Source organism: Providencia sp. PROV109 (assembly GCF_033681625.1).
GTDB lineage: Bacteria > Pseudomonadota > Gammaproteobacteria > Enterobacterales > Enterobacteriaceae > Providencia > Providencia hangzhouensis.
This window is the reverse complement of sequence record NZ_CP096320.1, coordinates 4511057-4523164: the sequence shown is the minus strand read 5'-3', so window position 1 is coordinate 4523164 and position 12108 is coordinate 4511057. Positions and strand designations below refer to the sequence as shown.

The window sequence follows — 12108 nt, the reverse complement described above, 5'->3', positions numbered from 1 at the left end:
TTGTGGCAGATATTCAACCACTTAAGGGTGCAAAACTGGTATGGGCAACCATTGCGTTGTCCCTTGCGACCTTCATGCAGGTGCTTGATTCCACGATTGCTAACGTGGCTATCCCGACTATTGCCGGTGACCTTGGGGTTTCTATGTCTCAAGGGACATGGGTGATTACCTCTTTTGGCGTATCGAATGCGATTTCAATTGCCATTTCTGGTTACTTAGCGAAGCGTTTTGGTGAAATCCGTGTTTTCTTATGGGCAACGGCACTTTTCACATTATTTTCATTACTTTGTGGGTTTTCCGATAGCCTTGGTATGCTGATTTTATACCGCGTATTGCAAGGGGCCGTCGCCGGGCCAGTGATCCCGCTTTCGCAAAGTCTTATCATGCGTTGCTATCCGCCAAAAATGCAAAATATGGCGTTAGCATTTTGGTCGATGACGATTATTTTAGCCCCAGTATTCGGTCCTATTTTTGGTGGTTATATTAGTGATAATTTCCATTGGGGCTGGATATTCTTTATGAATGTGCCTTTAGGCATTTTCGTCATTATTGTCGGCTCAATTATCTTAAAAGGGATGGAGTCGAAGGTCGTGAAAGTGCCATTCAATGTGATTGGTTTGGCACTACTTTCTGTGGGAGTTGGCTGCTTACAAGTTCTGCTCGACAAAGGTAAGGAACTGGGATGGTTGGCGTCTAATGAAATTGTTATCTTAGCCGTTGTTTCAGCGATTGCGTTGGTATTCCTCGTTATTTGGGAACTCACAGATAAAAACCCAATTGTCGAATTATCGTTATTTAAATCGCGCAATTTTACCATCGGAACGATTTCTGTCAGCTTGGCATATATGGCCTATTTCGGTGCTATTGTCTTGTTGCCGCAACTTTTACAGGAAGTTTATGGCTATACGGCAACATGGGCAGGGCTCGCATTGGCACCTATTGGCTTATTGCCTGTGTTGTTCTCGGCTCCAGTGGCAAAACTATCCGATTTTCTCGATATTCGCTGGATAGTGACCTTTAGCTTTGTATTCTATGCAATTTGCTTCTTCTGGCGTGCATATACTTTTGAACCGAGTATGGGCTTTTCTGCTGTGGTTTGGCCGCAATTGGTACAAGGGATGGCAGTGGCTTGTTTCTTTATGCCACTGACTACATTGACACTTTCAGGTTTACCGCCGGAAAAACTCGCTTCCGCGTCGAGTTTAGCTAACTTCTTCCGTACCTTAGCGGGTTCAATAGGGACTTCCATTACCACAACGCTGTGGAGTGATAGAGAAGCCGTGCATCATAGCCAATTAACGGAATTTATTACCGATTACAATCCTGAATCTTTAGGGATGTATCAAGAAATGGCCGCTCATGGGCTGAGTACCGAACAGACTTCCGGTTTTATTGCCCAGCAAATTACTAGCCAAGGGTTAATTATTGCTGCAAATGAGATTTTCTGGTTATGCGGTTGGGTATTTATTGCGCTGATTATTACCGTTTGGTTTGCTAAGCCACCATTTGGCAGTAATGCGAAATAATTAATGGATGGGGCTACGTATTTTAGCCCCATCTAGCTTATAACTGGGATTTAGGGATCACATTCTCGAAACTTAGAGTGGGTCGGTTCGTTTCGATTTCTTTGAGTGGTTCGACTTCTTTAAAGGTGTTTAAGCAGCGTGTGACTAAGTTTTGATAATCTTTAGTTCCGCTGGTTTTCCACGCAATTTCTTTGTCTGATAAAGCGCGCAAGACTTTGGCTGGAGTGCCGACAATTAAACTATTTTCTGGAAAGATAGCTTCAGCTTTGACGAATGCGCATGCGCCCACTATGGAATTTTCGCCAATTACGGCTCCATCCATAATTACACTATTCATTCCGACTAGCGCATTACGTTTGATATGGCAGCCATGCAAAATTGCCCCATGACCAATGTGCCCATTTTCCTCGACGATCGTTTCATATTGCGGGAAACCGTGCATGACACAATTATCTTGCACATTGGCACCATCTTTAATGATCAAGCGACCAAAGTCCCCACGTAAGCTGGCGTTTGGGCCAATATAGACATTTTTGCCAATAATAACATCACCAATCACCACAGCAGTAGGGTGCACAAAACTTTCAGGGCTTACGACGGGCGTAATACCATCGATTTGATAAAAAGGCATACAGGCTCCTGTAATGTGTATTTAGGCGGCTATATCTCTGAGTACTCCACCAAAGCGGCGATAATAAGCGCTGGATGGCTGAGGTAGTTCGCCAACCGTCGTTTCGCACTGTTCAGAAACATATTGGGTTGCCGCTTGATCAATGCGTTGATAAATATTGGTGCAAAGATGGCGAGCAATATGGCCTTCCCATTGTGTAGGAAGGAGTTCATCAGGTAATAACGGATCTTTAAGCGTGACACGGCGGTAGAAGTGGATCAGTAACAAACGTAGCTGAAAACAGTGTTCAGGGGAAATCTGTGCGTCAGTATTTTCTTTAAGGAGTAGTGCAAGTGGCCTAAATAAGGAAATAAACTGATGGTAATGCTCTGAAATTTCTTGCAAAGACCAAGCGTGTGAAACCAGTTCTTTGAGGTTTTTTTCTGAGCGGCTATAGGGGTAATCGGCATGAAAATAAATGGCATTTTCCGTGGCATTGAGCTCATTAAGTAGTGTCGGTACATCACTTTGCGCACAGCTTGGTGCCGCCATGAGTGACGTATTAAATTGCCCGAAACCGAGCCAACTCAGTTCCTTTTTTAGCCTAATTTTTTCGTCTTTATCAGCCGCTTCGAGGAGTAGTAAATCCCACTTTCCATCCCAATCAGGCTGCCCTGCGAGGTAAATTTTATTTTCTGCTCGGCGAAACCGACTTTGCCCACGCTCAGAAATGCGGTAATAGCTGCGACGGCCGATTTTTTCTACATCGAGCCAACCTTCTTTTTGTAAACGGAAAACGGAGGTTCGAACAAAGCGGTCAGTAAAGCCCATCGGTTCTAACAGCTTAGTTAAGCTTCCTAGCCACACTTCACCACCACGATGGTGCAAAGCATCACCATAGAGTGAGCTAATGAGAGACGTACCACTAATGGGCTGGCTTGCTATTGCATGTTGTATGAATTGGCTAAGTTTATTTTCCATTTATATTTCATCTATAAAATTTATGTATCAGAAGGCTTACTGAATAGTAGACATAAATTTAAAGGTTGTCTTCCATTACCTGTTTTGAACACTTTCTCAGAGATTAAGGCATATCAGAGTAGTTCATCTCAATATGCCTTAATAATTTGAATTAAATCGCAATTCTAGTATCAATTACTCGTTCGGCTTTGCCTTGAGAACGAGGGATATCGCCGCAATTGACAATACTAATACGGGTGCTAATGCCAACCATGGATTTGATTCGGTGCTTTAAATGGTGGCAGATATTACAGCGTTCATCATAAGTGAGTTGTTCAGGGTGTTTGAGCTCAACACGGACAGATAAGTTGTCCATATTGCCTTGGCGACCAATCTCTAACTGATAGTGGGGAGAAAGCTCCTTAAACTGCATAATTTGTTCTTCAATCTGAGAAGGGAACACATTCACGCCGCGAATAATCATCATGTCATCTGAACGACCGGTGATTTTACCAATTCGACGCATATTACGATTGACCCCCTGCATAAGGTGGGTGAGGTCGCGAGTTCGGTAACGAATCACAGGCATAGCTTCCTTTGTCAGGGTAGTAAACACTAACTCACCATGTTCACCCGCCCCCAAGGTTTTTAAGGTATTGGGGGAAATAATTTCGGGATAAAAATGGTCTTCCCAGATAGTTGGGCCACTCTCTCCTGAGTCTGCACACTCCATAGCGACACCAGGCCCCATGACTTCAGATAAACCGTAAATGTCTAACGCTTTGATACCAAGGCGGGTTTCAATTTCTGTTCTGAGAGATTCTGTCCAAGGTTCAGCGCCAAAGACACCTAATCTAAGTGAGCACTTACTAGCATCTCCGCCCATGATTTTCTCAAGTTCATCAATAATACTTAAGCAGTACGATGGAGTTACCATGATCACATCGGGTTTGAAATCCGCGATTAGTTGCGCTTGTTTTTCAGTTTGCCCACCAGACATAGGAATAACTGCGGCTCCTAGGCGCTCCGCACCATAGTGGGCACCTAGGCCTCCGGTGAATAAACCATAGCCGTAAGCAACATGGACTTTATCGCCTCGGACAGTGCCTGCTGAACGTAAACTACGTGCGATCAGGTCAGCCCAGTTATCGATATCTCGTTGGGTGTAACCCACCACCGTTGGGCGGCCAGTCGTTCCCGAAGAGGCGTGAATACGGATGATTTGGTCCATTGGCACGGCAAAGGTGCTAAATGGGTAGTTTTCACGTAAATCCTGTTTGGTCGTGTAAGGGAATTTTTCGATATCACTCAGTTGTTTGAAATCGTCAGGGTGTACACCCGCATCATCGAATTTTTTACGATACATGGGGACGTTTTCATAGGCGTGAGTGAGTGTCCACTTCATTCTAGAGTACTGTAAAGACTCGATCTCATCCCGCGATGCAAATTCAATTGGGTCGATGCTATCTTGTATATTGCTCATAATTGCCTGTCCTCATAATTATTATGGTCACCAGTTCACGTGAATAAATGACGTTTCTGGTATTTGCCTGAGCAGGTGTCGGGTTTTCAGGCTGCTTTTATTTGTATTAAGACGTTGTTCAGACTCGTTCAATAATCATTGCTATGCCTTGCCCAACACCAATACACATAGTGCAGAGCGCATAACGACCTTGTTTCCGATGAAGTTCATTAATCGCAGCAATAACAAGCCTTGCTCCACTCATTCCAAGTGGATGGCCTAGCGAAATGGCTCCCCCGTTAGGGTTAACGTGTGAGGCATCATCAGGTAAACCAAGCCCCCTTAAAACGGCGAGTGCTTGTGCGGCAAAGGCTTCGTTTAGTTCAATAACATCCATTTGTTCGATGGTGAGCCCTGCCATTTTTAATACTTTTTGCGAGGCAGGAAGTGGACCGATCCCCATCAATCTTGGCTCAACGCCGCAAGTGGCTGTAGCGATGATACGAGCCCGTGGTGTTAGCCCTTGCTGCTTGGCAATAGTGTCGGATGCGATAATCAGTGCGGCAGCTCCATCATTAACACCAGAAGCATTACCTGCCGTTACAGTCCCGTTATCGCGAAACGGGGTTTTTAGTTTTTGTAATTGTTCAAATGTCGTTTCTGCTCTTGGATGCTCGTCTTCACTGACGACGTATGTATTTTTACGTTGTTTAACCGTGACAGGGATGATTTCTTGCGCAAAAATACCGTTAACTTTGGCAGTTTCAGTACGCTGTTGGCTGCGTAATGCAAAAGCATCTTGGTCTTCACGGCTAATTTGGTAGGTTTCAGCCACATTTTCCGCAGTTTCTGGCATCGAATCTGTGGAAAACTGTTGTTCCATCAGCGGGTTGATAAAGCGCCAGCCAATAGTGGTATCAAATACTTGCGCTTGGCGTGAGAATGCAGATTCTTGTTTGCCCATGACAAACGGCGCTCGGCTCATGGACTCGACGCCCCCGGCAATCATGAGCCCGGACTCACCAGATTTGATACTTCTTGCCGCTAATGCAATGGCATCTAGCCCAGAACCACATAGGCGGTTAATGGTGGTACCAGAAACTGAAACAGGGAGCCCGGATAACAGTCCTGCCATGCGAGCTACATTACGGTTGTCTTCTCCTGCTTGGTTTGCGCAACCTAAAATGATGTCGTCAGCTAATGACCAATCGAGTTGCGGGTGCCTTTCCATTAAGGCTTTTAATGGCACTGTGGCAAGGTCATCAGGACGTAATGGTGATAAAGCGCCACCGTAACGGCCAATTGGGGTGCGGACACCATCACAAATAAACGCATCTATCATGATTGTTCTCCTGTTAAACGATGGCCTAACCGATGAGAGCGACCGTGAAATAGAGCGAGTGTTTTGCCATCTTGGTTAGTTATCTCGACTTCATATAAGCCGTTACGTTTGCCTTGGTGTTTCATCGTGGCAGTGGCAGTCAGTAAGTCACCTTCAAAACCGGGACGAATAAAATCAATGGAACACATTGAGGCAACAGCGGCATGCCCTTGGCTATTACAGGCGTAGGCAAATGCAGTGTCGGCAAGGCTAAATAATTGCCCGCCGTGGCAGGTTTTATGGCCGTTAAGCATTTGTGCTGTGATAGGCATCTTCAATTGCGCAAAGCCTTCTTCGACTTTTTCAATGGACATACCCATAGCTTTTGCACATGCATCATCACGGTACATAATGTGAGCTGATTGCTGGGCCAGTGTATCGTTTGGCAGTGAAATCATGGTTGCTCCTTGAAAGATAAAGATTGATAACCGGCTGCTAATTGCCTTAAAAGTGGGTTTGGCCGATAACGGCTGTCGCCATAAAACTGTGCTAAATTTTCAAGTACGGACAGCACGCGTTGCCAGCCAAGTTGTATCCCCCAAGCGAGTGGGCCTTTGGGGTAATTCACACCAAAACACATGGCATTATCGGTATCTAACGCAGTTGCTATTCCCTTATTGACGATATCTAATGCCTCATTGCACAACATCGCGACCGTTCTCATGGTTAACAGCGCAGGGTAGTCTGGTAATACAATCACGTGTTTGCCTAATGATTGAAAAAATGCGATTGCTTGTTGGTTTTGCTGCGTATTATTTTGTGCTGCACAGCTTATCGTGATGGCTTTTGCTGTAAGGTAATTTGCTGACAAATCAAAATGTACGACCGCTTGTTTTTGTATTTGCGCATGTGATGACGCCAATTCACCATTCGTTAACATAATAATAACGTCATTAACAATAAGTGTTGGGAATTGTTCGGAATGTTGTGTTAATCCTTCGAGAGAGATCCCATTTTCAGTTAAAAGCTGCGCAAACTCAGGAAATATCTGCCAATCGCCATGAGCTTTTATGTTTAGAGGCTGGTCAAGGTGAATTTTTTCTGCGACTAAAGGTAAAGGCTGGGGTTTATTATCATCATAATGATAAAATCCTTGCTTCGATTTACGGCCTAAATGACCCGCTTGGACTAATTCCAATTGCATTAATGAGGTTTGAAAGCGTGGGTCATACCCAAAGGCCTGAAATACCGATTCAGTCACCGCATAGTTCACATCATGACCAATTAAATCTGTTAGTTGTAATGGCCCCATAGCGAAACCACCGGCGTCACGTATGGCGCTGTCTAATGTGGCAGGGGACGCAATTTGTTCTTCAAGGGCACGCATTGTTTCTGCGTAGAAAGGCCGAGCCACACGGTTGACAATAAAACCAGGGGTGGAACGGCAAATCACTGGCACTTTTCCAAATGATAGCGTCAATTCTTTTAGCTGTTTTATCACCGTATCTGATGTTTCTAGCCCGCGGATCACTTCAACCAATTTCATCACGGGAGCAGGATTAAAAAAGTGTAACCCTGCAAGACGCTCTGGATGAGTTAATTGTCTACCGATTGCGGTAATTGATAACGATGAAGTATTACTAGCAAAAATGGTTTTTTCGTTACAAATGCCTTCAAGTTCAATGAAAATGGTTTGCTTTACCTCAAGTTTTTCAGCAACAGCTTCTATTACCAATTGTGCTTCTGAGAGCTCAGGTAAACTTTGCGCAACGCTAATGCAGTTAAGCAGTTCTTTTGTTGCTACAGCTTGGGCTTTTCCTTGCTCCACGCGCTTATTGAGCCGTTGAGTCATTTCGGTAAGGGAGCGACGTAAAACCTCTTGGTTAACATCAAACAACAAGACACGTAAACCCGCGCTCGCGGCAACTTGCGCAATACCAATACCCATAGTGCCTGCGCCAATAACGGCGACGGTATTGATGGCTAAATTCAAAGGTAAGGTCATGATTATCTTCCTTTAAACTGGGGTTCACGTTTATTTAAAAAAGCACTAACTCCTTCGCGATAATCTTCACTTCTCCCGCCAAGGCGCTGTAAGTCGCGCTCAAGGTTGAGTTGCTCATCAAGAGTATTAGTTGCTGCGGCATAAATGGCCTTTTTGATAAGCCCTAAGCCATAAGTGGGTTGGGTAGCAAGGTGTTGCGCAAGCTGTTGAGTGGTATTAATGAGTTCTTCATTTTCAGTGACTTGCCAAATCATTCCCCACTGTAATGCTTTCTCCGCACTTATTTTATCGCCTAATAATGCCATCCCCATTGCCCGTGCATGGCCGACTAATTGAGGTAAAAACCAACTCCCCCCTGAGTCAGGAACCAAGCCAAGGCGGCAAAAAGATTGAATAAAACTGGCATTTTTTGCGGCAATGACAATATCACCAGCGAGTGCAATGGCGGCTCCTGCACCCGCTGCAACACCATTGACCGCACAAATAATTGGTTTTGGTAATGCGGTTAGGCGACGGATCAAGGGGTTATAATAAGTTTCAACAGAGAAACCGAGATCAGGAACTTCACTACCCACGCTCACATTGCGATCATTCAGATCTTGTCCGGCACAAAATCCACGGCCTGCGCCAGTGATCACTAAACAGCGTACGGTTTCATCGCGTTCTGCTATTTTGATTGCTTCACTGAGCTGACGATGCATTTCATCGTTAAAACTATTCAGCCTATCGGGGCGGTTGAGAGTGACGGTGAGAACCCCATTTTCTAAAGTAGTGAGGATCATTGCTTCATTGGTCATGATTATTGTCCTGTAAACTGGGGTTTTCGTTTTTCGAAGAATGCCTCGATCCCTTCACGTCGATCGTTGGTACCCGCTAAAGTCACAAAATATTGGCGCTCAAGCTGTAACCCCTCAGTAAGGTGGTTTTCTTGAGAATGCACCAGTGATGCTTTCGCGGCTTGTACCGCTAAAGGCGCATGCATCGCGATGCGCTCTGCCAGTTTTTGGGCGCGTTCTAACACCAATTCATCCACACAAATCTCACTGATTAACCCTGCTTGCAACGCGTGTTTTGCACTGATTGGCTCACCTGTTAGTACCATTTGCATGGCGAGGGATTTGCCCACCGCGCGGATTAAACGCTGCGTTCCTCCCGCGCCTGGCATTAAACCCAGAGTAATTTCGGGTAAGCCGAAGCGAGCGGACTCACCGGCAATGATGATGTCGCTGGCGAGTAATAATTCAAAACCTGCCCCTAGTGCATAACCATTTGCAGCACTAATAATAGGTTTTGATATCATGGATAACCTGCGCCAAACTTGTGGGCGTTTATCGGTGATCGCATTCGCAACGGTTTGTTGCTGTAGTTCTTTAAGGTCGGCACCGGCTGCGAAAAAACGCGGATTTCCGGTGATTACAATCGCACCGACCTCATCATTTATTTGTGCTTGTTCGAGGTGCTGAACGAGCAACTCTAAGCAGGCGGTGTTCAGGGCATTACGCACTTCAGGTCGGTTTAACGTGAGTGTCAAAACGCGGTTATGTTGTTGTGACAAAATCCAGTGGTTTTCCATTACAGCTCCTACACGTCAAAGTCTAAAACAACACCATCGCCTTTTGGCCACGCTTGGCAGCTAAGAATGTACCCCGCAGCGATTTGGTCGGGTTCGAGGCTGTAATTGACCCCCATTTCCACTTCACCAGAGCGCAATTTACATTTGCAGGTTGCGCAAACGCCCCCTTTACAGGCGTAGGGCAAATCCGCACCTTGGCGCAGTGCGGCATCCAAAATACTGTCGTCTTGGCTATCCATGGCGATATCCATCGTTCTGCCATCAAGGTGAATACTGACTTGACGTGTTTCGCTAGTCATAGCTGTTGTGGGTTTGAATTTAGCGCCTGAAGTATTGAAACGCTCGGTGTGAACATATTCCTTTGGCATGCCATAGCCGACTAGCGTGTCATGTACCTCATCCATCATGCTGTCGGGCCCACAAATAAACGCCCGATCAAATTGTTTAAAATTTAATAAGGTGTTATTTAAGGCGCTGAGCTGTTGTTGGCTAATCCTGCCGCTGAGTAGTTCGCTATCTTGCTGTTCTTGGCTGAATAGGTAGAGAACTTGGAAACGTGTTGCAAAACGGTTTTTTAGGTCTGCGATGCTTTCTTTAAACATCACTGAGCGGCTATTTCGATTACCATAAATCAACACAAAACTGCTTTTGGGTTCAGTTTGTAATGTGGCTTTAATAATGGAGAGCAATGGTGTGATCCCAGAGCCAGCAGCGACGGCAAGGTAGTGTGCGTGGTTATCTGCTTCTGGCTGATAGCCAAATTGCCCTTGCGGAACCATCACATCAAGGCTATCGCCAACTTGTAGCTCTTGGTTAACGAAATTAGAGAAACGCCCCTCGTAAATGGCTTTCACCCCAATTTTTAGCGTGTTTTCATCCGGTGAGCTGCAAATGGAATAACAGCGACGTAGGTTTTCACCATTAATAGAGGTTTTTAATGTGAGGTGTTGCCCCGGGCGGTAATGATATTGCTCTCGTAATGCATCGGGTACGTTAAAAGTAATAGCGACAGCATCAGGGGTGTCACGCTCAATGGCAGCAATACTTAAACGATGAAATACAGTCATATAGGTGCCCCTAAATACATTTAAAGTAATCAAACGGTTCTAAGCATTCAGTGCATCGATACAATGCCTTGCATGCAGTGGAACCAAATTCACTAATTTTTTCGGTCTGCTCGCTGTCACAACGTGGGCAACGAACCGCACCTTTGTGTTCTGGGTGCTCGCAGGACGTACCTTGTGGTGGTGCGATACCGAATTCACGCAAGCGTCTTTTTGCATCTTGGTTCATCCAATCTGTTGTCCACGCAGGGGTTAACAGAATTTCGATATCGATATTTGAAAAACCCGCATTACCTAGAACAGTTTTAATTTCATTGAGTAAAAATTCAGTTGCTGGGCAACCTGAATAGGTAGGTGTAAAAATAACTTTCCAACCCTGAGCCGCAGGTAGCACATTGCGGATCATGCCAAGATCAGTAATAGAGAGTGCGGGTAGTTCAGGATCGGGTATTTGGTGGAGCTGTTGCCAGATCTGGTGAACCTGGGGCGATTGAAGTTCGCAATGTTGCAGTCTCTGTTCCATAGCATCACCACTGGCAGTTCGGGTAAGCGCGTTGCACAAACTGCAATTGTGTTAATAACAAGCCCAAATGTTCAGTATGGCTGCCTTGCTTGCCGCCTAAGCGATACGCTTTTTTCTCCGGCACAGTGAGGGTCGCTTCAGTGAATGTTTCGTTAATGGTGTTTAACCATGCGGCTTGTAAAGAACGTGGGTCAACGGCGATGCCTAATTCGCTAAGTGCGATTTCAACGTCATCAGCATGGAAAAGTTCGCCAGTAAAACGCCATAACTCATTGACTGAACGTTGGATTCGTTGATGACTTTCTTCACTGCCATCCCCTAAACGGATCATCCAACCACGGCTAAAACGCAAGTGATAAACGGCTTCTTTGAGGGATTTCTCAGCAATGGCAGACAGTTGTTCATCACGGCTATGAATTAGCGCTTCATATAATGGAACATGATAAGCATCCATAAAAAATTGGCGCACTAAAGTGTCATCAAAGCCATTGTTGGGTTGTTCAACCAGTAATAAATTGCTGAATTCTCGTTCATCGCGCAAAAAAGCAAGGGTGTCTTCATCGCACTCAGTTCCTTTTAATTGCGCGGCATAGTTCAAAAAGTTACGCGCTTGCCCTAGCAAATCTAAGCCGATATTGGATAACGCAAGGTCAATTTCGAGCTCAGGAGCATGGCCGCACCATTCGCACAGGCGCTGCGCTAAAATTAAGGGGGTATCGCCAAGTCGTAATGTGTAATGGTGGAGCTGTTCTTGTTGGTTCATGGCAAGCTCCTTACATGTTTTTGATACCATCAGGGATGGTATAGAAGGTTGGGTGACGATAGACTTTGGTATCCGCAGGGTCGAAGAAGGTGCTTTTATCTTCGGGCTGTGAGGCAATTAAATGTGCGGCCTTCACCACCCAAATTGAGCAGCCTTCGCTACGCCTTGTATATGCATCGCGGGCATTCTCCAGTGCCATTTGGTCATCAGCCGCATGTAAACTGCCGACATGACGATGCGCAAGCCCTTGCTTACTACGGACAAAAACTTCATATAAAGGCCAATCTTGATTGCTCATGGT

At 45.4% G+C, this 12108-nt stretch carries 13 protein-coding genes; 1 reads left to right on the top strand and 12 read right to left on the bottom strand.

What is annotated here, in order from left to right; translation table 11 throughout:
• Positions 1-2: 2 nt before the first annotated feature.
• Positions 3-1526 carry a DHA2 family efflux MFS transporter permease subunit gene (locus M1F25_RS21025; protein WP_172766741.1) on the top strand — a complete coding sequence of 508 codons (1524 nt, stop codon included), beginning with the start codon at positions 3-5 and terminating at the stop codon, positions 1524-1526.
• 37 nt (positions 1527-1563) lie between these two features.
• Here M1F25_RS21025 and paaY read toward each other — a convergent pair whose 3' ends face one another.
• The 12 genes from paaY to paaB all read right to left on the bottom strand — a co-directional run bounded on the left by paaY (position 1564) and on the right by paaB (position 12105).
• The gene (paaY, locus tag M1F25_RS21020; RefSeq protein WP_004262936.1) at positions 1564-2157 is read right to left on the bottom strand and encodes a phenylacetic acid degradation protein PaaY; all 594 of its coding nucleotides are present in this window, start codon (positions 2155-2157) and stop codon (positions 1564-1566) included.
• A gap of 21 nt (positions 2158-2178) precedes the next feature.
• On the bottom strand, positions 2179-3117 hold the full coding sequence (gene paaX / locus M1F25_RS21015) for a phenylacetic acid degradation operon negative regulatory protein PaaX (protein ID WP_004262932.1): 939 nt from the start codon (positions 3115-3117) through the stop codon (positions 2179-2181).
• Positions 3118-3268: 151 nt separating this feature from the next.
• Positions 3269-4579, bottom strand: coding sequence for a phenylacetate--CoA ligase PaaK (gene paaK, locus M1F25_RS21010; RefSeq protein WP_094960845.1), 1311 nt, complete (start codon positions 4577-4579; stop codon positions 3269-3271).
• Positions 4580-4697: 118 nt separating this feature from the next.
• The gene (pcaF, locus tag M1F25_RS21005) at positions 4698-5900 is read right to left on the bottom strand and encodes a 3-oxoadipyl-CoA thiolase (protein ID WP_144138698.1); all 1203 of its coding nucleotides are present in this window, start codon (positions 5898-5900) and stop codon (positions 4698-4700) included.
• On the bottom strand, positions 5897-6337 hold the full coding sequence (gene paaI / locus M1F25_RS21000; protein WP_004262926.1) for a hydroxyphenylacetyl-CoA thioesterase PaaI: 441 nt from the start codon (positions 6335-6337) through the stop codon (positions 5897-5899). The genes pcaF and paaI overlap by 4 nt, the downstream gene beginning before the upstream one ends.
• Positions 6334-7884, bottom strand: coding sequence for a 3-hydroxyacyl-CoA dehydrogenase (locus tag M1F25_RS20995; RefSeq protein ID WP_181488907.1), 1551 nt, complete (start codon positions 7882-7884; stop codon positions 6334-6336). The genes paaI and M1F25_RS20995 overlap by 4 nt, the downstream gene beginning before the upstream one ends.
• A 2-nt stretch (positions 7885-7886) precedes the next feature.
• Positions 7887-8681 carry a 2-(1,2-epoxy-1,2-dihydrophenyl)acetyl-CoA isomerase PaaG gene (gene paaG / locus M1F25_RS20990; RefSeq protein WP_094960842.1) on the bottom strand — a complete coding sequence of 265 codons (795 nt, stop codon included), beginning with the start codon at positions 8679-8681 and terminating at the stop codon, positions 7887-7889.
• A 2-nt stretch (positions 8682-8683) separates the two neighbouring features.
• Positions 8684-9457: a 2,3-dehydroadipyl-CoA hydratase PaaF gene (gene paaF / locus M1F25_RS20985; RefSeq protein ID WP_094960841.1), complete on the bottom strand. Its 774-nt coding sequence runs from the start codon at positions 9455-9457 to the stop codon at positions 8684-8686.
• Between the two features lie 8 nt (positions 9458-9465).
• On the bottom strand, positions 9466-10524 hold the full coding sequence (gene paaE, locus M1F25_RS20980; RefSeq protein WP_181488905.1) for a 1,2-phenylacetyl-CoA epoxidase subunit PaaE: 1059 nt from the start codon (positions 10522-10524) through the stop codon (positions 9466-9468).
• A 10-nt stretch (positions 10525-10534) separates the two neighbouring features.
• Positions 10535-11044, bottom strand: a complete 510-nt coding sequence (gene paaD / locus M1F25_RS20975) for a 1,2-phenylacetyl-CoA epoxidase subunit PaaD (RefSeq protein WP_094960839.1) — start codon at positions 11042-11044, stop codon at positions 10535-10537.
• Positions 11045-11048: 4 nt separating this feature from the next.
• Complete coding sequence (gene paaC, locus M1F25_RS20970; protein WP_094960838.1) at positions 11049-11807, bottom strand: 1,2-phenylacetyl-CoA epoxidase subunit PaaC; 759 nt, start codon at positions 11805-11807, stop codon at positions 11049-11051.
• Between the two features lie 10 nt (positions 11808-11817).
• Positions 11818-12105 carry a 1,2-phenylacetyl-CoA epoxidase subunit PaaB gene (gene paaB, locus M1F25_RS20965; protein ID WP_004262911.1) on the bottom strand — a complete coding sequence of 96 codons (288 nt, stop codon included), beginning with the start codon at positions 12103-12105 and terminating at the stop codon, positions 11818-11820.
• Between the last annotated feature and the right edge of the window lie 3 nt (positions 12106-12108).

Coding starts and splice junctions, on each gene's coding strand:
- paaY (WP_004262936.1), bottom strand. CDS start 2,157: ATGCCTTTTTATCAAATCGATGGTATTACGCCCGTCGTAAGCCCTGAA.
- paaX (WP_004262932.1), bottom strand. CDS start 3,117: ATGGAAAATAAACTTAGCCAATTCATACAACATGCAATAGCAAGCCAG.
- paaK (WP_094960845.1), bottom strand. CDS start 4,579: ATGAGCAATATACAAGATAGCATCGACCCAATTGAATTTGCATCGCGG.
- pcaF (WP_144138698.1), bottom strand. CDS start 5,900: ATGATAGATGCGTTTATTTGTGATGGTGTCCGCACCCCAATTGGCCGT.
- paaI (WP_004262926.1), bottom strand. CDS start 6,337: ATGATTTCACTGCCAAACGATACACTGGCCCAGCAATCAGCTCACATT.
- M1F25_RS20995 (WP_181488907.1), bottom strand. CDS start 7,884: ATGACCTTACCTTTGAATTTAGCCATCAATACCGTCGCCGTTATTGGC.
- paaG (WP_094960842.1), bottom strand. CDS start 8,681: ATGACCAATGAAGCAATGATCCTCACTACTTTAGAAAATGGGGTTCTC.
- paaF (WP_094960841.1), bottom strand. CDS start 9,457: ATGGAAAACCACTGGATTTTGTCACAACAACATAACCGCGTTTTGACA.
- paaE (WP_181488905.1), bottom strand. CDS start 10,524: ATGACTGTATTTCATCGTTTAAGTATTGCTGCCATTGAGCGTGACACC.
- paaD (WP_094960839.1), bottom strand. CDS start 11,044: ATGGAACAGAGACTGCAACATTGCGAACTTCAATCGCCCCAGGTTCAC.
- paaC (WP_094960838.1), bottom strand. CDS start 11,807: ATGAACCAACAAGAACAGCTCCACCATTACACATTACGACTTGGCGAT.
- paaB (WP_004262911.1), bottom strand. CDS start 12,105: ATGAGCAATCAAGATTGGCCTTTATATGAAGTTTTTGTCCGTAGTAAG.